General features: G+C 67.9%; 27 protein-coding genes. 12 read left to right on the top strand and 15 right to left on the bottom strand.

Translation table 11 applies throughout. The features are described 5' to 3' along the window. Positions 1-11 precede the first annotated feature (11 nt). Positions 12-422 (bottom strand): VOC family protein, encoded by a 411-nt coding sequence (locus tag E0H73_RS18335; RefSeq protein WP_131357458.1) that lies wholly within the window; start codon positions 420-422, stop codon positions 12-14. 5 nt (positions 423-427) lie between these two features. Then, positions 428-877 (bottom strand): helix-turn-helix transcriptional regulator, encoded by a 450-nt coding sequence (locus tag E0H73_RS18330; RefSeq protein ID WP_131357455.1) that lies wholly within the window; start codon positions 875-877, stop codon positions 428-430. 80 nt (positions 878-957) lie between these two features. On the opposite strand from E0H73_RS18330, the gene E0H73_RS18325 reads away from it, so the two are divergent. Further along, on the top strand, positions 958-1,662 hold the full coding sequence (locus E0H73_RS18325) for an alpha/beta fold hydrolase (protein ID WP_202867439.1): 705 nt from the start codon (positions 958-960) through the stop codon (positions 1,660-1,662). A gap of 4 nt (positions 1,663-1,666) precedes the next feature. Here E0H73_RS18325 and E0H73_RS18320 read toward each other — a convergent pair whose 3' ends face one another. Continuing rightward, positions 1,667-2,626 (bottom strand): hypothetical protein, encoded by a 960-nt coding sequence (locus tag E0H73_RS18320; RefSeq protein WP_131357452.1) that lies wholly within the window; start codon positions 2,624-2,626, stop codon positions 1,667-1,669. Positions 2,627-2,641: 15 nt separating this feature from the next. Then, on the bottom strand, positions 2,642-2,803 hold the full coding sequence (locus tag E0H73_RS45880) for a hypothetical protein (protein ID WP_165555736.1): 162 nt from the start codon (positions 2,801-2,803) through the stop codon (positions 2,642-2,644). Between the two features lie 61 nt (positions 2,804-2,864). Between E0H73_RS45880 and E0H73_RS18315 the strand changes: the two genes are divergently transcribed. Next, positions 2,865-3,056 carry an alpha/beta fold hydrolase gene (locus E0H73_RS18315; protein ID WP_131357449.1) on the top strand — a complete coding sequence of 64 codons (192 nt, stop codon included), beginning with the start codon at positions 2,865-2,867 and terminating at the stop codon, positions 3,054-3,056. 437 nt (positions 3,057-3,493) lie between these two features. Here the strand turns inward: E0H73_RS18315 and E0H73_RS18310 are convergent, their stop codons facing one another. Further along, on the bottom strand, positions 3,494-4,504 hold the full coding sequence (locus tag E0H73_RS18310) for a saccharopine dehydrogenase NADP-binding domain-containing protein (protein WP_131357446.1): 1,011 nt from the start codon (positions 4,502-4,504) through the stop codon (positions 3,494-3,496). Positions 4,505-4,600: 96 nt separating this feature from the next. On the opposite strand from E0H73_RS18310, the gene E0H73_RS18305 reads away from it, so the two are divergent. The 3 genes from E0H73_RS18305 (at position 4,601) to E0H73_RS18295 (ending at position 6,832) form a co-directional block, all read left to right on the top strand. After that, positions 4,601-5,542, top strand: a complete 942-nt coding sequence (locus E0H73_RS18305) for a helix-turn-helix domain-containing protein (protein WP_131357443.1) — start codon at positions 4,601-4,603, stop codon at positions 5,540-5,542. A 79-nt stretch (positions 5,543-5,621) separates the two neighbouring features. Then, positions 5,622-6,041 (top strand): VOC family protein, encoded by a 420-nt coding sequence (locus E0H73_RS18300; protein ID WP_131357440.1) that lies wholly within the window; start codon positions 5,622-5,624, stop codon positions 6,039-6,041. Continuing rightward, a complete protein-coding gene (locus E0H73_RS18295) occupies positions 6,038-6,832 on the top strand; it encodes an alpha/beta fold hydrolase (protein ID WP_238164069.1) in 795 nt (264 codons plus the stop codon). Before E0H73_RS18300 ends, E0H73_RS18295 begins: the two co-directional genes overlap by 4 nt. A 46-nt stretch (positions 6,833-6,878) precedes the next feature. Here the strand turns inward: E0H73_RS18295 and E0H73_RS18290 are convergent, their stop codons facing one another. Next, the gene (locus E0H73_RS18290) at positions 6,879-7,187 is read right to left on the bottom strand and encodes an NIPSNAP family protein (RefSeq protein WP_131357437.1); all 309 of its coding nucleotides are present in this window, start codon (positions 7,185-7,187) and stop codon (positions 6,879-6,881) included. Between the two features lie 80 nt (positions 7,188-7,267). On the opposite strand from E0H73_RS18290, the gene E0H73_RS18285 reads away from it, so the two are divergent. Next, positions 7,268-8,026, top strand: a complete 759-nt coding sequence (locus E0H73_RS18285) for an aminoglycoside phosphotransferase family protein (protein WP_131357434.1) — start codon at positions 7,268-7,270, stop codon at positions 8,024-8,026. A gap of 10 nt (positions 8,027-8,036) precedes the next feature. Further along, positions 8,037-8,471 carry a GNAT family N-acetyltransferase gene (locus E0H73_RS18280; RefSeq protein WP_131357432.1) on the top strand — a complete coding sequence of 145 codons (435 nt, stop codon included), beginning with the start codon at positions 8,037-8,039 and terminating at the stop codon, positions 8,469-8,471. On the opposite strand, the gene E0H73_RS18275 is transcribed toward E0H73_RS18280, so the two are convergent. Beyond that, positions 8,447-9,214: a phosphotransferase gene (locus E0H73_RS18275; RefSeq protein WP_131357429.1), complete on the bottom strand. Its 768-nt coding sequence runs from the start codon at positions 9,212-9,214 to the stop codon at positions 8,447-8,449. The two genes, E0H73_RS18280 and E0H73_RS18275, sit on opposite strands and share 25 nt — an antisense overlap. A gap of 20 nt (positions 9,215-9,234) precedes the next feature. Next, positions 9,235-10,023, bottom strand: a complete 789-nt coding sequence (locus E0H73_RS18270; protein WP_131357426.1) for an alpha/beta hydrolase — start codon at positions 10,021-10,023, stop codon at positions 9,235-9,237. Between the two features lie 137 nt (positions 10,024-10,160). On the opposite strand from E0H73_RS18270, the gene E0H73_RS18265 reads away from it, so the two are divergent. Further along, on the top strand, positions 10,161-11,105 hold the full coding sequence (locus E0H73_RS18265) for a helix-turn-helix domain-containing protein (protein WP_165555735.1): 945 nt from the start codon (positions 10,161-10,163) through the stop codon (positions 11,103-11,105). On the opposite strand, the gene E0H73_RS18260 is transcribed toward E0H73_RS18265, so the two are convergent. After that, positions 11,102-11,905 (bottom strand): MerR family transcriptional regulator, encoded by an 804-nt coding sequence (locus E0H73_RS18260; protein WP_131357420.1) that lies wholly within the window; start codon positions 11,903-11,905, stop codon positions 11,102-11,104. The genes E0H73_RS18265 and E0H73_RS18260 overlap by 4 nt on opposite strands. 79 nt (positions 11,906-11,984) lie before the next feature. On the opposite strand from E0H73_RS18260, the gene E0H73_RS18255 reads away from it, so the two are divergent. Together E0H73_RS18255 and E0H73_RS18250 are read left to right on the top strand one after the other, a co-directional pair. Continuing rightward, positions 11,985-12,314: a nuclear transport factor 2 family protein gene (locus E0H73_RS18255; RefSeq protein ID WP_131357417.1), complete on the top strand. Its 330-nt coding sequence runs from the start codon at positions 11,985-11,987 to the stop codon at positions 12,312-12,314. A gap of 106 nt (positions 12,315-12,420) precedes the next feature. Beyond that, the gene (locus E0H73_RS18250) at positions 12,421-13,185 is read left to right on the top strand and encodes an SDR family NAD(P)-dependent oxidoreductase (RefSeq protein WP_131357415.1); all 765 of its coding nucleotides are present in this window, start codon (positions 12,421-12,423) and stop codon (positions 13,183-13,185) included. Positions 13,186-13,197: 12 nt separating this feature from the next. Here E0H73_RS18250 and E0H73_RS18245 read toward each other — a convergent pair whose 3' ends face one another. Both E0H73_RS18245 and E0H73_RS18240 read right to left on the bottom strand, forming a co-directional pair. Then, positions 13,198-13,881 (bottom strand): VOC family protein, encoded by a 684-nt coding sequence (locus E0H73_RS18245; protein ID WP_238164068.1) that lies wholly within the window; start codon positions 13,879-13,881, stop codon positions 13,198-13,200. 54 nt (positions 13,882-13,935) lie between these two features. Beyond that, on the bottom strand, positions 13,936-14,766 hold the full coding sequence (locus tag E0H73_RS18240) for a DinB family protein (protein ID WP_238164067.1): 831 nt from the start codon (positions 14,764-14,766) through the stop codon (positions 13,936-13,938). A gap of 84 nt (positions 14,767-14,850) precedes the next feature. On the opposite strand from E0H73_RS18240, the gene pyrH reads away from it, so the two are divergent. Further along, positions 14,851-15,558: a UMP kinase gene (gene pyrH, locus E0H73_RS18235; RefSeq protein ID WP_131357412.1), complete on the top strand. Its 708-nt coding sequence runs from the start codon at positions 14,851-14,853 to the stop codon at positions 15,556-15,558. Here pyrH and E0H73_RS18230 read toward each other — a convergent pair. Next, positions 15,555-15,875 carry a phosphotransferase gene (locus E0H73_RS18230; protein WP_131357409.1) on the bottom strand — a complete coding sequence of 107 codons (321 nt, stop codon included), beginning with the start codon at positions 15,873-15,875 and terminating at the stop codon, positions 15,555-15,557. The two genes, pyrH and E0H73_RS18230, sit on opposite strands and share 4 nt — an antisense overlap. Positions 15,876-16,212: 337 nt before the next feature. Between E0H73_RS18230 and E0H73_RS18225 the strand changes: the two genes are divergently transcribed. Next, positions 16,213-18,189 carry an elongation factor G gene (locus tag E0H73_RS18225; protein WP_131357406.1) on the top strand — a complete coding sequence of 659 codons (1,977 nt, stop codon included), beginning with the start codon at positions 16,213-16,215 and terminating at the stop codon, positions 18,187-18,189. Here E0H73_RS18225 and E0H73_RS18220 read toward each other — a convergent pair. The 3 genes from E0H73_RS18220 to E0H73_RS18210 all read right to left on the bottom strand — a co-directional run bounded on the left by E0H73_RS18220 (position 18,146) and on the right by E0H73_RS18210 (position 20,968). Then, a complete protein-coding gene (locus tag E0H73_RS18220; RefSeq protein ID WP_131357403.1) occupies positions 18,146-18,967 on the bottom strand; it encodes a putative protein N(5)-glutamine methyltransferase in 822 nt (273 codons plus the stop codon). The genes E0H73_RS18225 and E0H73_RS18220 overlap by 44 nt on opposite strands. A 128-nt stretch (positions 18,968-19,095) precedes the next feature. After that, positions 19,096-20,046 carry an SDR family NAD(P)-dependent oxidoreductase gene (locus tag E0H73_RS18215; RefSeq protein ID WP_131357400.1) on the bottom strand — a complete coding sequence of 317 codons (951 nt, stop codon included), beginning with the start codon at positions 20,044-20,046 and terminating at the stop codon, positions 19,096-19,098. A gap of 34 nt (positions 20,047-20,080) precedes the next feature. Next, positions 20,081-20,968 carry a LysR family transcriptional regulator gene (locus E0H73_RS18210; protein ID WP_131357397.1) on the bottom strand — a complete coding sequence of 296 codons (888 nt, stop codon included), beginning with the start codon at positions 20,966-20,968 and terminating at the stop codon, positions 20,081-20,083. Between the last annotated feature and the right edge of the window lie 17 nt (positions 20,969-20,985).

Here is a 20,985-nt window from a genome sequence, read left to right as displayed (position 1 = left end):
GGTCGTCGGGGTCAGGAAACCTGGTTGATCCGGATGTGGTTGCCGGCCGGGTCGCGGAACGCACAGTCGCGGACGCCGTACGGCTGGTCGGTCGGCTCCTGGATCACCTCGGCGTCGGTGGCCTGCAGCCGGTCGAACAGGCCGTCGATGTCCTTGGTGGACAACACGATGGTGGCGTAGGTGCCCTTGGCCATCATCTCGCGGATGGTACGGCGCTCGTCCTCGGTGATGCCCGGATCGGCGTCCGGCGGGCACAGCACGATCGACACGCCGGGCTGGTCGGCCGGGCCGACGCTGATCCAGCGCATGCCGCCGTACCCGACATCGCTGCGCACCTCGAAGCCGATGATGTCGCGGTAGAAGGCCAGGGAGGCGTCCGGGTCGGTGTGTGGAAGGAACGTCGAATAGATGTTGAGGTCCATGACGATCACGCTACGTGCTGATCGCCGGCCGGTGCTTCTCGATTCCTGATCGGTCTGGTCACCTGCTTGGCCACGCACGACGGGATGCCCTGGGTCGCGTCGCCCGCGCGCTCGCGGTAGACGCTCGGCGGCATCCCGACGAGCTCGGCGAACCGGGTGCTGAACGTGCCCAGCGACTGGCAGCCGACCGCGAAGCACACGTCGGTGACGCTCAGGTCGCCGCGCCGCAGCAACGACATCGCCCGCTCGATCCGCCGCGTCATCAAGTACCCGTACGGCGACTCTCCGTAAGCACGCTTGAACTCGCGACTCAGGTGACCGGACGACATGTGCGCACCTCGGGCCAGCGCCTCGACGTCCAGCGGTTGCGCGTACTCCCGATCGATCCGGTCCTTGACCCGCCGCAGGCGTGCCAGATCCTCCAACCGCTGCGCCTCATCCGCCCGACCCGTCACCCCAAAAATCCTGCCACGCCGCACCGACGTTTACCTAACACCCACGTACTTGACGTCACCCGTGAGATAGACATGCCTGCATGCAGCTGAGGACTGTGGAGTGGGGTGAGGGCGGGCGGGTGGCTGTGTTGTTGCATGGGATGTTGGGGGCTGGGGAGCAGTTTTGGCGGATTGGAGCGGCGCTGGCTGAGCGGGGATATCGGGCGGTTGCTGTGGTTCTGCCAGGGCATGGCCGGTCTCCGGCGGCTCCGGATGCGAGCGTGGGGATGTTTGCTGCGTCGGTGGTGGACACCGTCGGTTGTGAACCTGAGCTGGCGATCGGGCACTCGTTAGGTGGGGTTGTGTTGGCTGCGGCGTTGCCTGTGTTGCGGCCGGCCAGGGCTGTGTACGTCGACATCCCGCTGGCTGATGACGGGGCTCAGCGCACGACGGATGAGCTGACGTCAGGGTTTCTGTCCGCGCAGGCTGGGCGGACGGTTGAGGCGCTCCGGGTCAGCAAGCCGCGGTGGTCGGAGAAGGATCTTGAGGTGGAGGCCGTGGCGGCGAAGCGGTTTGATGTCGCGACCGCGGTTGCGCTCGAGTTGGCACACCGCGGGTCGCAGCCTCCGACGGCCGAGATCCCGTCGCTGGTGGTTCGCGCCGAGCCGAGTCGGTATGTATCGAAGGCGCGAGCGGCTGAGCTGGCGGCGCTGGGGTTCGAGGTCCGGTCGGTGCCGGGCGCGGGGCATTCCATCTGGTACGGGCATTTCGCCGAGTTCATGGACGCGCTCGAGGGATGGATCTGATCGGCTACTTGGGTTGCCAGGTTTGCTGACAGGCGTGGATCTCGGCCTGGAGGTTCTTGTCTTGCGGGTTGGCAGCCTCGGCGACCGTGTGCAGGGTGTGGCGGAGGACGGCGGTGTCGGGGTGGTCCGGGCCGTGCAACTCGTAGCTGGCGCCTAATGCGTTGTCGACGTACCACAGGGCTTCTTTGACCTTGCCGATGCGGAGGTGGGCGCGGGCGGCTGACGCGTGGAGTCGGATCTGGTGCGTCACCGCGCGGACGTCCTGGTCGGTCGGGATCTCCGCGGTCGGATCCGCCGCGGCGGCGAGCAGGCTGGCGAGTTGTTTGGGACTGGTCCACGACTCGGCCGCTCGGCCGGCCGCCTCGGCAGCCCACCGGGTGACTGGGTGATCCAGCCCCAGGCGAAGCGCGGCCGCGGTCGCCACATGTTCGAAAAGGGCCAGCGCGGCATGTTTGTGGTGAGTGGCCAGCAGCGCCTGGGCCCCCCGCAGGCGCAGATGGATCACCGCCGGATCGTCAGCCGCCAAGGTCGCCTCGTGCGATGCGCGCATCTCTTCGAAGAGCCGGAGCGCGTCCCGCGGTTCGGCCGACAACCACAGCTCGTCGGCCTGCCGGTACGTCTTGTCGGCCAGCAACTCCGCAGGTACGTCGGGAGCGGGCTGCAGCGCGGCGGTCAGCGCACTGATCCGTCTGCCGGCGAGCCGCTTGCGGCCGTAGTACTCCCCACCGCCGGCCGAAATCACCCGGTACCGCCCGAGCGGGATCAACGGAATCCCGAAGATCAACCACAGCACGCGACCGTCGGACCCGCACTCCCGGCAGCGGCTGCCCCACCCCAGCAGTGACGTCCCGATCATCGAGACCGTGAACGTCGACGGCGCGGTGGCGAACTCGGTCATCGCAGTGCAGCGGCCGCAGAACAGATCGGCGGGCTCGACGTACTCGGCCTCGCGGTCAGGACGCATCGGCCGATCATGTCATCAGGTGCGGTGCTTCGCGGCCCAGTTCAGGTACGCGACGTTGGCCAGGAGCCAGCCGAAACCGATCGCCTGCTGACCGTCGTGTTCGGGGGTTGGCTGGTAGCGGTTGTAGAGGGCGAGGCACTGCGCGTGGATCTTCGGGTCAAAGGCGCTCGCCTGCATCCAGCGTGGTGCCCGGTGTGCGACCGCGGCAGCGCTCGAGCTCTCCCACGCGAGAAGGCCGGTGCGTCAGCCACCGACCGCCGAGATCCCGTCGCTCGTGGTTCGAGCCGAGCCGAGTCGGTACGTGTCGACGGCCAGGGCGGCCGAGCTGACGGCACTTGGGTTCGAGGTGCGGTCAGTGCCCGGTGCGGGCCACAGCATTTGGTACAGCCACTTCTCGGAGTTCATGAGCGCCCTGGTCGGCTGGATCTGATCGCGGAGCAGCGGCGTGCGCAGCACGCCGCCAGATCGGCCTCGCCCCCCTCGCGGCGGACGAGCTGCACCGCCGGAGCTGACCTGGCTTGCAGGTGTTGCTGCGACCTTGAGCACGCGCCAGCCATTTGAACCGGCCGCGGGTGGTTGAGCGGTGCTCAAGGTCGATGGGTGCAGACGGCGTGGAAACCGCGACCCGCGCCCGACCTCCGCCGGCCTCGTGGAGGCCACGTCCGCCGGCCAGATGGAGTGCTTCAGGGTTCGGGCACCGGGGATGGTGCGATTTCCGGAAAGAAGGTGCCACCAGGCGGCGAAAACCTTCCGAATAGCGTCCGGGTGCCCACATCCGGGGCCTTGCGGCTGGGTGCCCGCGTGCGGGGCGCCCTGGCACGACGCGGGGGGAGAAGCAGGGGATCCACCAATTCTCCCGCATCCGGACTAGTCCGGCATCTCGACCTTCAGGTACGCCGACAGCGTCGCGAGGAACTCACGCGCGTCGAACATCGCTCCGGCCGACGCCAACCCCGACGTCCGCGTCTCGCCCGCCAGGATCCGCCGTACGGCGCCAACGGCGAGCGGAGCCGTGATCGCGTAGATGTCCTGCCCACTCGCCGTCGCACGCAGCTCCTTGTTGCCGATCCGGATCAGCGTGTCGACGACGAAGGTCTGGTCGGATCGTCCGAGCTCGTCGACCGGCGCCGGTGGCGGTGTGTCCTCACCGAGCAGATCCTGAGCGGCCTCGACAGTCATGTCCGTGCGAACCTCCGGCACGTCCAAGTGGCTCGGGACCGTCACCACATCGGCCATCGTGAACTCGGCGATCACCCGACGTCGGCCGAGCGGTTCCGGGAAGACCCAGTCCTGCATCACAGGCTTGTCGTCGTGGTACTGCAGGCCTCCGTTGGTGAACCGCAGGCGACGACCACCACGACGATCCTGCGAGACCTGACCGGCCGCGCGGGTGCCCGGCGTGGGATGCCAGCTGCTCAGACCGTAAGCGATGTGGACCGAGTCGGCAGCGGTCCGCTCCCCCAGCGCCGCCGTGACCAGAAGATCACCCAGCCCACCGTAGAACGCCATCGCCGGCACGACCGGAGTCCGAGCCCCCGCGTGGTTGGCGAAGGTCGCCACGTTGGCCTCGATTTCTGCGGCTACGTCGACGTACGGAATGCCCGCCCGTACCGCCGCGTCGACGAGTGGTCCGCCCGTGACGGCGAACGGACCGGCACAGTTGACGACCACATCCGCACCGGCCAGGGCGGCGTCCAACGAGCGCGCGTCATCGACCGCGGCCGGACGCACTCCGACATCTCCCCACTTGGCCGCCAGCATCTCCAACGCGCCGGCATCACGGCCCGACGCGACCGTTGCGACCCCACCACGCAGCAGCTCCTCGACCACGAACCGACCCGTGTGCCCGGTCGCTCCGTAGACCACGACTGCACCCATCGTTCCTCCGATCAGACTGTCTCTTGGGTCGAGTCTCGCCGTCCGGCAGGCAAAATCGTGAGAGTCCGGAACGACACCATGCGTACACTTTCGGACATGCACACTGTCGCCCTCGCGACCGCCGGGGAGCTGCTGCACTTCGAGTTCGGGGTCGCGTACGAGATCTTCGGCAACCCACCGCCGGGTGAGCCCTGGTACGACGTCATGCTCTGCGGACCCGAGTCGATCCAGGTCGGTCCGTTCACGGTCAAGCCTGACCACGGGCTCGATCGGCTGGTCGACGCGGACACCGTGATCGTGCCGGCGTGCGCGGACGTCGACGTACCGCCGCCGACGGAGCTGGTGGATGCAGTGCGGGCGGCGTACGAGGCGGGTGCTCGGGTCGCGTCGTTGTGTACGGGAGCGTTTGTGCTGGGTGCGGCCGGTCTGCTGGATGGTCGGCGGGCGACGACGCACTGGGGTCACGCGAAGGAGCTGAGCGCGCGGTTCCCGCTGGCTGATGTTGATTCGGACGTCCTCTACACCGACAACGGCAACGTGCTGACGGCCGCGGGCAAAGCCGCCGCGGTGGATCTGTGTCTGCACCTGGTGCACCTCGACCACGGTGCGGCCGTTGCGAACGCCGTCGCCCGGCGGCTCGTCGTACCGCCGCATCGGGATGGCGGGCAGGCGCAGTTCGTGGCGACGCCGGTGCCTGTGTCGGGTGATCACATGCTGTCCCAGCTACTCGGTTGGGCCCAGGAACGGCTCGATCAGCCGCTGACCGTCACCGACCTCGCTCGCCGCGCGAACACGAGCCCACGCCACCTCACCCGGCTCTTCCGATCGATCACCGGTCAGACTCCACTCCAGTGGCTCCTGACCCAGCGCGTACGCCGCGCCCAAGAGCTCCTCGAGTCAACCGACCAGAGCATCCACTCAGTCGCCACCGCCACCGGCATGGGCACAGCCACCACCCTCCGCCGCCAGTTCAAACGCGTAGTAGGCGTCCCACCCGACACCTACCGCCGCTCCTTCAAAACCCCCACCTCAGCCTGACCCGGCCCGGGCACGCGAGGGTTGCCTTGGGGGGTGGGGTGTTGTCGAATGGGGGCTCGCTGAGGAGCGGGGTGGTGGGATGGCGACGTATCCGCGACGAATGCATACGGCTCTGGATACGACGGATGGTCGTGGGCTGGCTGAGTTCTACCGGGAATTGCTGGGGTTGCGCTATCGACCGGGAGACGAGGCGCCGGCTGACGGTGCGGCGGATGACGACAGCTGGCTGGTGCTGGTCGATGACGACGGCAACCGTCAGCTCGCGATCCAGAAGGTCGACTCGCTGCCACGGTCGACCTGGCCGTCGGCCGACGTACCGATGCAGCTCCACATCGACTACGCCGTACCGACGGTGGACGACCTGCACCTGCACCGGCGGCGGGCCGAGGAGCTCGGAGCGGAGCTGTTGTACGACCGGACCGGGGTAGAGTCCGAGCCTCTTTATGTCCTGGCCGACCCGGCCGGACATCCTTTCTGTCTCCTCGTGGGGGTGCTGTGAGCAAGCAGACTGGGTACGCCGCGGTCAACGGGCTGCAGATGTACTACGAGATCCACGGCTCCGGTGGGACGCCGTTGCTGTTGTTGCACGGCGGGCTGTTCAACATCGATCTGCAGTTCGGCGCGTTGCTGCCGGCGCTCGCCGAGAACCGGCAGGTCATCGCGACGGACTTCCAGGGGCACGGATACACCAACGACATCGACCGGCCGCTCGGCACGGTCGACCTCGCTTCCGACGTGGTCGGGCTGCTGCAGCATCTCGACGTACCGAAGGTGGATCTGTTCGGGTTCAGCGTCGGCGGTGCGGTGGCGCTGTACCTGACGATCAAGCACCCGGAGCTGGTCCGGAAGGCCGTGATCTCGTCGGTGTCGTTCAGCCGCGACGGCGAGCGTGGCTCGAGCGACGAGGCCATCATGGAGATGAAGGTCGAGATGATCGCCGGTACGCCGATGGAAGCGGAGTACCTGGCCAAGTCGCCGCACCCGGATCACGAGCACTTGCAGACGCTGCTGACCAAGCTCGGCGGCTACGACCGGGGTCTCGACGGCTGGTCCGACGACGAGATTCGCGGCATCGCCGCGCCGACACTCTTCACCGTCGGCGACTGCGACGCGGTCAAGCTCGAGCACGCGGTCCGCTTCCTCCAGCTCCGCGGCGGCGACGTCAACGGCGACATGACCGGCGTCCCCGCCAATCAACTGGCCGTCTTCCCCGGCACCACGCACTTCTTCGGCCTGTCCCGCACCAACCTCGTCCAGGACACCGTCACGACGTTCCTCGACGCCAAGTGATCCCGCTGCACCTTCCGCAGCGCTTGACGGCCCGCCCATGACGGCGTCAGTCCGGGAGGAGCGGGCGCATGAACGAGCGTTCGTAGCGGAGGACGCAGCCGCTGTCGTCGCGGATCTTGTCGGCGGCAACGAAGTCGGGATGTACGCCGAACAGCTGGCGGTACTCCTCGTACGCCGCCAGGCTCGGGAAGCTGAACAGGGCCAGCGCCTTGTCGCTCGCACCTTCGGACGGGAGGAAGTAGCCGTGATGAGTCCCACCGTGCTCATTCACCAACTCGATCCACCGCTGTGCGAACCGCTCGAACTCCGCCACCTTCGCCGCATCGATGGTGTAGTCGACAACACACGTGATCATTCCGCGCCTCTCCGCTCGACCGCCCTGACCACGTCCAGTTCACCATCCGCCAGGCCGACCACCCTCCAACGGGCCCGCGCGTGAGTCCCGCCGACCTGCCCGCGCCGATCCGCACCGCGATCCTCTCGAGGATGCCGGACGCCGACTTCTCCGAGGTGAAGCTGATCGGGCGAGGCATCGGCAGTACGGCGTACCGCTTCGCCGGCCCGGACGGCGCCTGGGTGGTGCGAGTGTCGAACGACTACCCCGAGCCCTGGACGTGGCGAGGCGGTCGCCGCTTCGAGGCCCCGCTGCTCCGGCACCTCGAATGCCTGGGCCTCCCGGTAGTGCACAGCGCCTTCGACCTGCCGGGAGATGGCGCCCTCCCGGTCGCGATCGTCGAGCGTGAGGTGGTCGGCGTACCAGGGCCTGAGGTGCCGGCGGACGAACTCGCTCAGTTTCTGACCGCGCTTCATGAGATCCCGATCGACACCGCTCGCGGTTTCGGAGTACGCGAGGGCCGGACGCTTGACGAGCTCCGCGGCACTTACCAAGCAGCGTCGCTCGACGGCGCGACCCATCTCCGAATGGGCGCAGCCCTCACCGAACTCGAGCGATCACAGCCGCCCCGGACCCTGATCCACGCCGACTTCCGTCCAGCCCACTGGTACGTCGACGGAGGTCTCACCGCCGTGATCGACTTCGGCGACGCAATCATCGATGATCCCGCCCTCGACTTCGCCAGGATCCCCAGCGAACTCTTCGACGCCGTACTCCACCACTACCCGGCCGACGCCGACTTCGAGCAGCGCGCGCGGCTCTTCAAGGTCCTGCACCCACTCATGGAACTCCCCGACTAGGCTGCGCAGCATGTTTCGTGAGGCGGACGCTGGGGACTTCGACGCTGTCATGCGGCTGTACCGGCAGCTACATCCGCGAGACCAACTGGGCGGCGGAGAGGAGGAGGTCTTCGCGGAAATCCTCCGCACGCCCGGACTGCGCCTGTTCGTGCTGGAGGTCGACGGGGTCGTCGTGGCAACGACGTACTTCAATCTGATCCCGAACCTGACCCGCGGCGCCTCGCCGTACGCCGTGATCGAGAACGTCGTGGTCGACGCCGACCGACGTGGCACCGGCCTCGGGAAGCAAATCATGGCGCGCACACTGCAGGCCGCGTGGGATGCCGGCTGCTACAAGGTCATGCTCATGACCGGGTCGCGCACCCCCGCCACACACCAGTTCTACAAGGCTTGCGGTTTCGACCCCGGCGAGAAGACGGCCTACGTCTCCCGCCCCGCCCGCTGAAGCTCCTCAAGTGCGACCTGCAGGTCGCGGTGGCGATCGGCGTCGAGCATCCGTTGGTACGTCGCGTCGCCACCCGCCGCGTTGTCGTTCATGACGGCCAGTTGGTGGTTGAGACGGGTAGCGATGAGATCGAGAACGTCCTGAGTCGTGCCGGCCCAGCCGTACCGGCGAAGGAAGAGCGCGAGCCGCCGCGGCCGAGACGCCAGCTCGGTGAACCCTTCGGCGGCAACCACGCGCGCGGCATGCAGCGGCGTCCACGAGAACGCGACCCACGCGACATCGAGCTCCGGCGAGATCGGCCCGGCCATGTCCCAGTCGACGAAACCGACGAGACCGCCGACGTTCCAGACCGCGTTGTACGGCGCGGCATCGTTGTGGCCGATGATCAACCCCGGACGCCACTCACCACCCTCACGCCAGTACGACGAAGCCGGCGGAACGAAGTCCGCCACCGCAGCGTGATACCGCCGAAGCCAATCGGCAACATCAACCAGAGCCTCATCGCTGTGCGTCCAAGCCGGCCACGGCCGGGAGTTCCCCACCGTTTCGCCGGCCAGGAAACTGACCATCTCCCGGCCAGCACCGTCGAACCCCAACGCACGAGGCGCACCCTCGAAGCCGGCCGAGTTCAGGTGCGTGAGCAAGGCATGGACGGACGAGGTCCACGGTCCCGGCGTACGCCGAACGGTGCCGTCGACCAGCGACGCACCCTGATCGAAGCCGCCCGCCAACCGATCCGTCATGCCTCACATCGTGCCAGGAGTCAGGCGTGTTTCAGGGCCCAGTCCAGTACGTCGTCGGCGATCTTCTCCCAGCCGTCCTGGGCCATCAGGAGGTGCGCGTAGCCGTCGTACTCGCGGGTCTCGGTGATCGTCTTCGACTTGTAGTGCTTGGCGTTCGAGCGTTGCACCTCGGGCGGCATGATGTGGTCCTCCGAGGCGGAGACGAACAGCAGCGGCGCCCGCGAGTCGTTGTGGTAGTCGACCCAGGTGTCCTGGTGACCGGGCTGGAAGTTCGCCAGCACGCTCCCCCACAGGATCCCGCCGTTCGCCGGGATCGCGTACCGCTCGTAGAGCCGCCGCGCCTCGTCCTCGGCGAAGGTGTTGGTGAAGGCGTAGTTCCACTGCTCGAAGGTCATCGGGACCGACTTGTGCCGGTTCGCCGGGCTCTTCAGCACCGGGAACGTCGACTTAACCTGCGAGAGCGGTACGACCCGCACGCCCTCGGTCGGCGCCGAGCACATCGCGACGCCGGCGGCGCCGAACCCGTGGTCGAGCAGGACCTGCGTGAACGCCCCGCCGGCCGAGTGACCGATGATGATCGGCGGCGCGTCGAGCTCGCGGATCACCGACTCGAGGTGGTCGATGATGGCCGGAACTGTCAGTTTCAGGACCGTGGTCGGGTCGGCGTTGATCGCCTCGACCTCGACCTCGAACCCGGGATATCCAGGCGCCAGCACGCGGAACCCGCGGGCCTCGTAGTGCGTGATCCAGTGCTCCCAGCTGCGCGGTGTGACCCAGAAGCCGTGGACCAGAACGATGGTGTCGGCCATGATCGCGTACCCCCTCCGTCGTCGGAACTGCCCGCCTGCAACCTAGCTGCGGGTACGCCGGGCTCCGTAGGATGACCGTGCACGGATCTGGGCTGTGTGTGCACAGCTTCGCCCACCAGGTTCAGGGGTGGAGGGGGATGGCGATGGCCGTGCTGCTGGATACCGCCGCGCTCCCGCGGCAGGACCGGGCGGAGGCGTTCTACGCCGCGATGATGTCGGCGAGCGTGCCGTCACGCGTCGAGCACGAGGACCCGTCCGGCAACGTCCACGCACGGATGGATTTCTGGCTGCTCGGTACGCCGGACCTGTTTCGCAACGAGGGCTCCGGCATCCGGCTGGTCCGGACGCCGAAGCATGTCCGCATCGGCGGACCCGAACGACTCGCGCTCGCGGTCCAAGTGATCGGCGAGGGACAGTTCAGCCAGGCCGGCAACGATCAGCGTGTCCGCACCGGCGAACTCATGCTGGTTGACCTGACCGCGCCGTACGAATTCGGATGGAGTGGTCACAGCGCGTCCCAGGCGTTCCAGATCGACTACCAAGACCTCGGGTTGAGCGTCGAAGCGGTCCGCGCGGCCGCGCACCGCCTGCCGGCCAGTCCGCTGTACGAGCTCGTGCTCCATCACCTCACGGTCTTGCCCGGGATCCTTGCCTCGATCAAGGGAACCACCTCGGCCGAGATGGTTGGCGCGGCGACGAGCCAACTCGTCCGGGCCCTGTTGACCTCCGTCGCGGACCACGATCCGCCCGCGCCGGCCGAGGTACTGTTCACCCGGATCCTCTGGTACGCACGACGGCAGCTCTCCGACCCTGAGCTCAGCGCCGCCCGTATCGCAGCTGAGCACAACATCTCGGTGCGCTACCTCTACAAGCTGTTCGCCGAGAATCAGCTGAGCCTCGAGCAGTGGCTGATCAGCGAGCGTCTCGCGCACGCCACCCGGCAGCTCACGGATCCCGCGAGCCGGCATCGCCCGATCGCGAGCATCGCGGCCGCGTGGGGCTTCCTCGACGCTGGTCACTTCACCCGCCGCTTCCGGGCCGCCCACGGCATGACCCCGCAGGAGTGGCGGCGACTGCACTAGCCGGTCAGGCGGAACACCGGCCACGCGATCTCCGTGCGCCACGACGCCGGATCCGGGTCGTCCCGCGGACCGACGACGTACGTCTCCTGCACCGGGCCGTCGACCGCGAGCGTGTGGTCGACAACCCAAGCTCCGAGGCGGCCGTAGGTGACGTCGATGTCGTCGTGGGAGCCGCGGTGGACGGTAGCCGCGAGCTCCACCGCGGGCAGCTCGACCGGCCGCACTCGTCCGTACGACGGCGGGTCGGCGGCCGGGAGGTAGACGAGTACGGCGCCACGGCCGGCGGCGAACAGCTCGTTGTCGTAGTGACCACCCGGCGGCCCGAGCCGATCGTGGACGGCGGCGGTCAGCTCGGCCATCGCTCCGTCGTACCAAGGCAGTACGTCGTCCAGGTCGAGAACGTCGGTGATCGCGGCGACCATTCGCGTCGGCTCGGACCGCAGCTCGACGACGAGATCGCCGGACTCCGGCCGGAGCAGCCGCTGCAGCGAGGTGACCGCGGCCCGCGTCCGGTCGAGCGAAGTCTGCAGACGGTCGAGATGCGCCGCGATCAGGTCGGCGCGAGCGTGTGGATCGTCGGTCGCCAGGATCTTGCCGACCTCGGCCAGCGGTACGTCGAGCTCCCGCAACCGGTGGATGACCTGCGCCGACGGGATCTGCTCGGTCGTGTAGTACCGGTAGCCGCTCGAGGGGTCGATCGACGCGGGCTCGAGCAGCCCGCTCTCGTGGTACCGCCGCAGCGTGCGCACACTCAAGTGCGTCACCTGCGCGAACTCGCCGATCGTCAGCCCCGGATGCACGTCGCCACTGTGCACCCTCCCGCGGCGAGAGAGTCAATTTCTTGACCCTCGCCCGCCGGGAGCACCGAGAGTCGACGGCATGAACCTCCCAACCACGATCACCAACTACCTGTCCGCTCACACCGCCCGCGACCTCGATGCCGCGATGCAGTGGTACGCCGCGGACGCGGTGGTCACCGACGACGGCACGACGTACCGGGGTCCTGACGAAATCCGCGCCTGGCTCGGCCGGGCCGCGAGCGAGTACACCTTCACGACTGAGTTCGTGGCCGCGCGCCAAGTGGACGACACGACGTACGTCGCGACCCATCACCTCGAGGGCAACTTCCCGGGCGGCACCGTCGACCTCGACTTCACCTTCAGCCTCAACGAGGACTTGATCACCCGGCTGGTCATCGCTCCGAAATGAGCAGGATCGTGCAAGCGTCGGCGAGGAATCGTCTACCGACGTGCCCAGACCGGACCGTCTACTGGAGAGGTACCTGTTCATGACGTTCTAGGAGATTGACACAATCATGCAGATCGCAGTGATCACCGGCGGGAGTTCCGGCATCGGGCAGGGCGCGGCCTTCGAGCTCGCCCAGCGCGGGGTCGGGGTGATCCTGACCTACCGCGGCAACCAGGCCGGCGCCGTGGAGACGGTCGAACGGATCGAGAAGGACGGCGGTACGGCGGTCGCGCTGCCGCTCGATGTCGGGAGCGGTGACACCTTCGCCGACTTCAGGACCGCGGTCGAGGTGGCGCTGCGCGAGCGGTGGGATCGCACCTCGTTCGACTACCTGGTGAACAACGCCGGCGTCGGGCAGATGCCGGTCCCCTTCGAGGAGACCACCGAGGAACTGTTCGACCAGATGCTCCAGGTGCATCTCAAGGGGCCGTACTTCCTCACACAGACACTGCTGCCGCTGATCGCGGACGGTGGGTCGATTGTCTACACGACCAGCACCTCCGCTCTGCCAAGCGCCCGGCCGGAACCGGGCTACTCGGTCTACGCGAGCATGAAGGGCGCGCAGGTCGTCCTCACCCGCTACCTCGCCAAGGAACTCAGCGCACGCCGGATCCGGGTCAACGCAGTCGCTCCCGGCGTGACCCGGACTCGCCTCGGCGACGACGCGTTCTCTCGCTTCCCCGACCTGATCCCGCCGATCGCCGACCGCACCGCCCTCGGCCGCATCGGCGAGCCAGAGGATCTCGCGAGGGTGATCGCTTTCCTCCTCTCCCCCGAGAGTGCCTGGATCACCGCCCAAACCATCGAAGCCTCCGGCGGCTACGACCTCTGACGGCGCGGGCTGTCAGCGACCTTCCGTCGTACAGATGCAGACCTTGTTGCCGTCTGGGTCGGCCAGGACGGTGAACCTCGGTGCCTCGGCGTCGTAGGTGATGGTGCCGCCGGCGGCCAGCCCCGCCTCGATCCGGGCGGGAGCGACCTCGGGTGGCAGCCACAGATCGAGGTGGAAGCGTTGCCGGGGAGGCTCGTGCGGATCGGTGCGCTGGAACCACAGGTTCGGGATCCGGTCGGTCGGATCACCGACGTCGACACCGCCCAGCGCGTCCGTGCTGCCGGTGAGCACCGCCGCCCAGAACGGACCGATCTTCTGGGGATCGGCGGTGTCGATCGCGATCTCCAGCTGCACCACTCCGGCAGGATCGGCCTGCACACCATGCGACCCGGCGATCGCACTGATCCGGCGCGCGAGCTCGACGTCCCGCTGTGTCACCGACGGGAACACGTACTCGACGCCGTCCGGATCGCGGTACACCGCGTCGGGACTAGCCAGGGCCACATCCACGAAGGTCGCACCGACCCGCACGTCCGGCTCGGTCTCGGCCGCCGCGCAGGTCTCGCCGATCGCGGTCAGGAACTTGAGCCCGTCGGCGAACGACGCGACCAGGAACCGTGCGTGCAGCCGTTGAGCCAGCTTCCGCCAGTCCGACACCCCGGCATCCTGGATCGCCTGCACCGTCAACATGTCCATCGCCAACCCCCTCAGTCACGGTTCATCGAACGCTAGGCCATCGCCCGGACAGTTTTACGACGTCTCCAGTACGGCGAGGTCGCGTTCGGCGTACTGGCGGTGCTCCCACTCCTCGCCGAGGATGCAGCTCAGGCAGTCGTCGACCAGGTAGCTGTCGGACGCCGGGTACCCGGGTTCGGCCACCGGCGTCGTCCGCTCGGCCAGCCGCTCGTCGGTGAGTTCCGCGATGATCGCACGTACCTTGCCCATCCGGTCGGCACGCAGGACGAGAACCTCGTCGAGCGACGGCCGAACGGTCCGGTCGCGCGGGACAGGAGGCGTGTCGTGCATCTCGTCGTGGGGCAGGTCGAGCGGGTCCCACGGAGACTGCTCGCCGAGGACGGTCCGCAGTACCCAGGCGTCCGTCGCGAAGACGAGGTGACGCAGCGTCTCGATGAAGGACCATTCGCCGTCCACCGACTCGTGCAGCAGCTCCGGCGGCAGCGCGCGGGCGCGGGCGATCGTCTCAGGCCACAGCCGCTCGAGCAGGGCCCACGCCTCGCGGTACCCGTTGGCATCGGTCGGGCGCATCTTCTCCCGGCCAGGCTGACGACGGTTGAGCTCGGCATCGATCAGCGGTACGACGTCGACACCCCAGACCCGCAAGCCGCGGATGTCACCGTCGAGCGACACGTCCACCAACCGCGCACCACGAATCGTCGCGCCGCTGAGATTCACATTGTCGAACCGCGCACCAGACAGATTCACGTCGTCGAAGCGTGCGTTACTCAGGTTGACGTCCTCGAAGAGCGCCTCGGCCAGGTTGACATCGTGGAACGCCGCGCCAGGCAGCCCCACGTCGTCGAAGCGCGCACCAGACACCATCTCGTGCTCGGACTCAGTCACCCGCCCAGCTTCGCGCGCCCACCCCGCGCCGTCCAGGGCAGAATGGCGCGGGATCAGCGGCGGGTTTCGAGCGGATGGAGCAGCATGTATCGGCGGCTTGTGGTGAAGTTGTCTGGGCAGGCGATTGCTGGGGGTGACGCGTTCGGGTTCAACAGCGAGCGGCTCACCCACCTGGCCAACGAGGTGATCGCGTTGCGGGCTACCGGCGTACAGGTGGCGGTGGTTGTGGGCGGGGGCAACGTCTTCCGCGGCAATCGGGCCGAGGACTGGGGCATCGATCGGGTCGAGGCCGACAACATCGGCATGCTCGGCACCATCATCAACGCGGTCCTGTTGCGCGGTCGGCTGGCCGCGCTCGGTGCTGACGACGCGCGCCTGATGACGGCGATCCCGATCAACAACATGGCCGAGCCCTACATCCGGCTGCGCGCCCTGCGGCACCTCGAGAAGGGCGCGATCGTCCTCCTTGCCTCCGGCAACGGTCAGCCGTTCACCACGACCGACTACCCCGCCGTACAGCGCGCCGTCGAGCTCGGCGCCGATGCCCTGCTGGTCGCCAAGAACGGCACCGACGGTGTGTACGACGCCGACCCGAACAAGGTCCCGGACGCGCGCCGGTTCGACCACCTCAGCTACCAGGACGTCATCGACCGCGGCCTCGGCGTGATGGACCAGTCCGCCTTCATCCTGGCCCGCGACCACCGCCTCCCGCTCCACGTCTTCGACATCGACCGCACCGGGGCCGCCTCCTCCATCAGCACCGGCACCCCGGTCGGCACGCTGATCAACTAGCCCGGCAGTTCCTTCGTGATCCGCACGATGTGTGCGTCGAACCAGTCGCCGCCGGCCCGGTGTTCGGCGTACAGCGCGATCAGCGACCAGACGATGCGGTACAGCGAGAACGTCTTCTCGATGGCAGGGGTCAGCTCAATGCCGTAGCCGTCGAGAAGCGCTTCGGTTGCACCGGAGATCGAGAACCTGGCCAGGTCGTAGAGCGGGTCGCCGTACGTCGCGTCGGACCAGTCGATGATCGCCGTCAGCGTGGCGCCAGGTCGGCCGGCACGATCTCGTCGAGCTGCTCGGTCGCGGTGCTCAGGAAGTCCGGCCACGTCGGATGCAGACCCTCTGCGAGGATCCCGTACGCCGCCCCGGTGATCGCGTGCAACCGGCGTAGATGACGAACCCGTTCACCGGCTCGGAATGGGTGATGGTGCCGAGGACGAGGGCGGCGGTGTCGAGGGGGTCAGGCACGCGCACACCAGGAGTAAGTGGGCATGCGATGACCCTACGGTGTAGCGGAGGGCTAAACCGTTTGCCGGGGTCGGCCGGAGGCTGCTGTACTCGAACTCGTCCGAAACAGGTGTCTACCAAGGAGAGCTGCCATGCGACCTCGCTTCATGTTCGCCGTGCAAGCCATCCACACCTGTTCAAGGGACATGAAGCTGCGTGAAATTACTGAACCTCGGGATCCTGGCGCATGTCGATGCCGGTAAGACGAGTCTGACCGAGCGGCTGCTCTACGCGGCCGGCGTCATCGACGAGATCGGCAGCGTCGACAACGGCAGCACCCAGACCGATTCCCTCGCGCTGGAACGCCAGCGCGGTATCACCATCAAGTCGGCGGTCGTCTCGTTTGCCATCGGCGACGTGACCGTCAACCTGATCGACACCCCCGGCCACCCGGACTTCATCGCCGAGGTCGAGCGCGCGCTCAGCGTGCTCGACGGAGCGGTGCTGGTCATCTCCGCGGTCGAGGGCGTGCAGGCGCAGACCCGCGTGCTGATGCGCACGCTGCAGCGCCTGAAGATCCCGACCCTGATCTTCGTCAACAAGCTCGACCGGCCCGGCGCGCAGTACGACGCCGTACTGAAGTCGATCGCGGACAAGCTGACCCCGGCCATCGTCCCGATGGGATCGGCCACCCGGCTCGGCACCCGCGAGGCGACGTTCACGCCGTACAACGGCGGCGATCCGTACGGCGCCCTGCTCGAAGTGCTCACCGAGAACGACGAGGACCTGCTGCGAACGTTCGTGGAGAACGAGAAGGCGCTCTCGCACGACGTTCTCCGCCGCGCGCTCGCCCGCCAGACCAAGCAGGCGCTGGTCCACCCGGTGTACTTCGGCTCCGCGATCACCGGCGCCGGCACCGACGCCCTGACCGCGGGCATCCGCGAGTTCCTCCCGCTGGCCGGCAACGACGAGGAGCGGGTCGACGGATCGGTGTTCAAGGTCGAGCGCGGCCCAGCCGGTGAGAAGGTCGCGTATGTCCGGATGTTCTCCGGTACGGCGCACGTCCGCGACAGGCTGCGCTTCGGCGACACGGGCGAGGCCAAGCTGACCGCTCTCGAGGTGTTCGGCGAGGGTACGGCGTTCGCGGTCAACGCCGGCCAGATCGGGAAGCTGTGGGGCCTCGCCGACATCCAGATCGGCGATCGCATCACCGCCACCGACCAGCCGACGCCCGCCACCACGACCGGATTCTTCGCTCCGCCGACCCTGGAGACGGTGATCTCGCCGGCACGGCCGTCGGACAAGGGGAACCTCCGGGTGGCGCTGTCTCAGCTCGCCGAGCAGGACCCGTTGATCAACCTGCGGCAGGACGACCTGCGGCAGGAGACCTACGTGTCGCTGTACGGCGAGGTGCAGAAGGAGGTCATTCAGACGACGCTCGCGACCGAGTTCGGGATCGACGTCGAGTTCCGGGAGACCACCACGATCTGCATCGAGCGGCTGCTCGGCGCCGGCGCGGCGGTGGAGTTCAACAAGAAGGACGCGAACCCGTTCCTCGCCACCGTCGGCCTGCGGGTCGAGCCGGCGCCGGTGAACACCGGGGTGACGTTCGAACTCGAGGTGGAGCTCGGCTCGATGCCGTACGCGTTCATCAAGGCGGTCGAGGAGACCGTCCGGGAGACACTCCACCAGGCGATCCACGGCTGGCAGATCCCGGACGCGCATGTGGTGATGACGCACTCGGGCTACTCGGCCCGGCAGAGCCACGCGCACGCCGTCTTCGACAAGAGCATGTCGAGTACGGCGGGCGACTTCCGGAACCTCACTCCCCTGGTCCTGATGACCGCGCTCCAACAGGCCGGCACCCAGGTCCACGAGCCGATGCACCGGTTCCGGCTGGAGATGCCGACCGACACGACCCGGGCCGTCCTGGCCGCGCTGGCCCGCCTGCGCGCGATCCCGCAGGTGCCGGCACTGGCCGCGGAAACCTCAACCCTGGAAGGAGAAATCCCCGCGGCAGCCGTGTACGAGTTCGAGCAGCAGTTGCCCGCCCTGACCCGGGGCGAGGGCGTGCTGGAGTCGGCGTTCGAGCGCTACCAACCGGTCACCGGACCGATCCCGGAGCGCCCGCGCACCGACCACGACCCGCTCAACCGGCGGGACTACCTCCTGCACGTGCAGCGGCGGGTTTGATGCCATACACAACGGTCGCGCCGAGGTCGTCGTCAGCGACGATCTCGGCGGCCAGACCGTGCTCGGCCAGCACCGCCCTCGCCAGCGGAGCCTGATGCTCGCTCATCTCCACGAACACATGACCACCAGGAGCGAGCCACTCGGGCGCCGCCGCGGCCACCCGCCGCAACGTCGTCAGCCCGTCCGGCCCACCGTCGAGCGTCACATGCGGCTCGTACAACCGAGCCTCCGGCGGCAACAGCCGGATCTCGTTCGTCGGCACATACGGCACATTCGCCAGCAGTACGTCGATCCGCCCGCGCAGCTCATCCGGCAACGCGGAGAACAGATCGCCCTGATACACCGAGCCCCGCCAGGGCACGAGATTGCGCCGAGCACACCGAACCGCGGCCAGCTCGATGTCCGCGGCGTACAAGGACACCTGCTGCTCAGCCGCGATCGCCGCTCCCAATGCACCCGAGCCACACCCCAGATCGAGTACGACGGCACCCGGCGCGGTCACCCGCAACGCTTCGGCCACCAGGAACTCGGTCCGCCGGCGCGGAATGAACACCCCGGGATCAACGGCGATCCGCAGCCCGCGGAACGATGCCCAGCCGAGGACGTGTTCGAGCGGCAGCCCGGCGATCCGGCGATCGACCATGGCTCTGAGCTCGGCGTCGTCACGAGCGGTCTCGGCGATCATCGCCGCCTCGTCCTCGGCGAACACGCAACCGGCCGCGCGCAACCGATCGACAACGCTGCCGAGGTCAAATGATGGAACAGAAGAAACAGACACAGAACCCCTTCGACTACGAGGCTCCCACAGTCAGCGAACGACGCTGACCACTCGAGGCGGGAGCAACCAACCTGCCTGACTGGTGATCGGTCCCACCTCCTTCGTCCGCTGTTCCGGTGCTGACCACCTTACCCGAAGGCGTTCACTCCGGTGAGTTCGGCCGAGACCGTCCACAAGCGGGCCGCCGACGCCGGGTCGACGGCGTACGGACGAACGCCCGGGCTGTCGTCGGTGGAGACTTCCGCGATCTCACAGTCCTCGCAGAAGACACCGCCGAGTCCGTCGAGTTGCGGCGACGTCGCGGCCCAGACCTGAGTCGCAGCGCCCTGCTCGGGTGACTTGAAACCCTGGCCGACCGGGTTGCCGTCCGCGTCGATCCAGCCGTAGCCGACCATCTCGTCGCGGGTCAGATGACGTTGCAGCGGGGTCAGGATCCCACCCGGGTGCAACGCGAACGCGCGTACGCCGGAATCCTTGCCGAGGGCATCCAGCTGGACGGCGAACAGCACGTTGGCCGTCTTCGCCTGCCCGTAAGCCTGCCACTTGTCGTAGCCCTGCCGGAACTCGAGATCGTCCCACCGGATGTCCGAGCGCCGGTGTCCCGTCGACGACACCGACACGACGCGTGCGCCGCCGTCGGCCGTCAGCGCGGGCCACAGCCGGTTGACCAGCGCGAAGTGGCCAAGGTGGTTGGTGGCGAACTGCGCTTCCCAGCCCGGACCGACCCGAGTCTCGGGGCTGGCCATGATCGCCGCGTTGTCGATCTGGATGTCGATGCTGCGCCCAGACGCGAGGAACCGCTCCGCGAACGCACGCACACTCTCCAGATCACCAAGATCCAGTTCGTCGATCTCGACGCCCGGCACGTCCGCCAGCGCCTCCCTAGCGGCGGCGGGTCGTCGCGCTGGTACGACGACCCGCGCGCCGGCCTTGGTCAACGCGCGGGTCGTCTCCAGACCGAGCCCCGAGTAGCCGCCGGTCACGACCGCCAGCTTGCCGGTCAGGTCGATGCCGGCCAGAACGTCGTCTGCAGTGCTGTCGTGCCCGAATCCCGAACCGATCTTGTGCTGTGCTGTCATGCTTCGCAGCCTATGAGTTAGAGCGTGCTCAAAGTCAAGCCATCAGCGGGTTCTCGCGAAGCGACTCAGCCAGGCGCTGGAGAGCCGGGTTCGGGCTGTCCGGACTCCAGCAGGCGTGCAGGGTCACCGAGTGCGCGTCGGCCGGATCGAGCTCCCGGTACCGAACCCCCTCGACACCCATCGCCTTGATCGAGCGCGGGATCAACGCACACCCGAATCCGGCCCTGACCAGCGCCAGCATCGTCGGCACCTGCGAGGCCAGCTGACTCACGGCGTACCGATCCATCCCGATCATCGCCGCACAGATGTCGTGCAGGTACTGCGATCCCTCGGGGCTGTAGCCGATGTAGCCGTCCGTCACCTCGACCAACGCGACCGGCGAGTCCCCCTCCGCCAACGGATGCGTGGCCGGTACGGCGACCACCAGATCCTCTGAGTGCACCAACACCGACTCGAACTGCGACGGGATCGGCGGCCGGACCAGCCCGAGATCGATCTCCAGGTTCGCCAGCGCCTCGAACTGCGACGGGCTGACCAACTCGGTGAGCTCGGCCGTCACCGCTGGAGTCCGCTTCGCAACCATGATGAGGAAGTCGGCCAGTACCGCGTACGCCCCGATCGCGGTGAACGCGATCCGCAGAGTCCCGGTCTGTCCCTCGGCCGCCCGCCGCGTCGCTTCCGGAGCGACTTCGAGCAGCGCGAGCACCCGGCGAGCGTGCTCCAGGAACATGTCGCCGGCCGCAGTCAGCCGGACGCCCCGACCGGTTCGGTCGAACAGCCGTACTTCAAGAGATCGCTCCAGGCCCTGGATCTGCCGCGTCAGCGGCGGCTGGGTCATGTTCAGCCGCTGGGCGGCGCGGCCGTAGTGGAGTTCCTCGGCGACGGCGACGAAGCCGCGCAGTTGCTGGAGCGAGAGGTCCATACCGGCACGGTATCGGT

The sequence above is a fragment of the Kribbella pittospori genome, from assembly GCF_004331465.1.
GTDB lineage: Bacteria > Actinomycetota > Actinomycetes > Propionibacteriales > Kribbellaceae > Kribbella > Kribbella pittospori.
Note: the sequence above shows the minus strand (reverse complement) of the source record. Positions and strands in the feature narration are given on the sequence as shown.

Bases quoted from the DNA above. Each gene is read 5' to 3' on its own strand.
- E0H73_RS18290 (WP_131357437.1), bottom strand. From the start codon at position 7,187: ATGATCACGTGTGTTGTCGACTACACCATCGATGCGGCGAAGGTGGCG.
- E0H73_RS18210 (WP_131357397.1), bottom strand. From the start codon at position 20,968: ATGGACCTCTCGCTCCAGCAACTGCGCGGCTTCGTCGCCGTCGCCGAG.
- E0H73_RS18265 (WP_165555735.1), top strand. From the start codon at position 10,161: ATGGCGATGGCCGTGCTGCTGGATACCGCCGCGCTCCCGCGGCAGGAC.
- E0H73_RS45880 (WP_165555736.1), bottom strand. From the start codon at position 2,803: ATGCAGGCGAGCGCCTTTGACCCGAAGATCCACGCGCAGTGCCTCGCC.
- E0H73_RS18245 (WP_238164068.1), bottom strand. From the start codon at position 13,881: ATGGACATGTTGACGGTGCAGGCGATCCAGGATGCCGGGGTGTCGGAC.
- E0H73_RS18270 (WP_131357426.1), bottom strand. From the start codon at position 10,023: ATGGCCGACACCATCGTTCTGGTCCACGGCTTCTGGGTCACACCGCGC.
- E0H73_RS18325 (WP_202867439.1), top strand. From the start codon at position 958: ATGCAGCTGAGGACTGTGGAGTGGGGTGAGGGCGGGCGGGTGGCTGTG.
- E0H73_RS18250 (WP_131357415.1), top strand. From the start codon at position 12,421: ATGCAGATCGCAGTGATCACCGGCGGGAGTTCCGGCATCGGGCAGGGC.
- E0H73_RS18310 (WP_131357446.1), bottom strand. From the start codon at position 4,504: ATGGGTGCAGTCGTGGTCTACGGAGCGACCGGGCACACGGGTCGGTTC.
- pyrH (WP_131357412.1), top strand. From the start codon at position 14,851: ATGTATCGGCGGCTTGTGGTGAAGTTGTCTGGGCAGGCGATTGCTGGG.
- E0H73_RS18280 (WP_131357432.1), top strand. From the start codon at position 8,037: ATGTTTCGTGAGGCGGACGCTGGGGACTTCGACGCTGTCATGCGGCTG.
- E0H73_RS18305 (WP_131357443.1), top strand. From the start codon at position 4,601: ATGCACACTGTCGCCCTCGCGACCGCCGGGGAGCTGCTGCACTTCGAG.
- E0H73_RS18335 (WP_131357458.1), bottom strand. From the start codon at position 422: ATGGACCTCAACATCTATTCGACGTTCCTTCCACACACCGACCCGGAC.
- E0H73_RS18215 (WP_131357400.1), bottom strand. From the start codon at position 20,046: ATGACAGCACAGCACAAGATCGGTTCGGGATTCGGGCACGACAGCACT.
- E0H73_RS18275 (WP_131357429.1), bottom strand. From the start codon at position 9,214: ATGACGGATCGGTTGGCGGGCGGCTTCGATCAGGGTGCGTCGCTGGTC.
- E0H73_RS18255 (WP_131357417.1), top strand. From the start codon at position 11,985: ATGAACCTCCCAACCACGATCACCAACTACCTGTCCGCTCACACCGCC.
- E0H73_RS18320 (WP_131357452.1), bottom strand. From the start codon at position 2,626: ATGCGTCCTGACCGCGAGGCCGAGTACGTCGAGCCCGCCGATCTGTTC.
- E0H73_RS18300 (WP_131357440.1), top strand. From the start codon at position 5,622: ATGGCGACGTATCCGCGACGAATGCATACGGCTCTGGATACGACGGAT.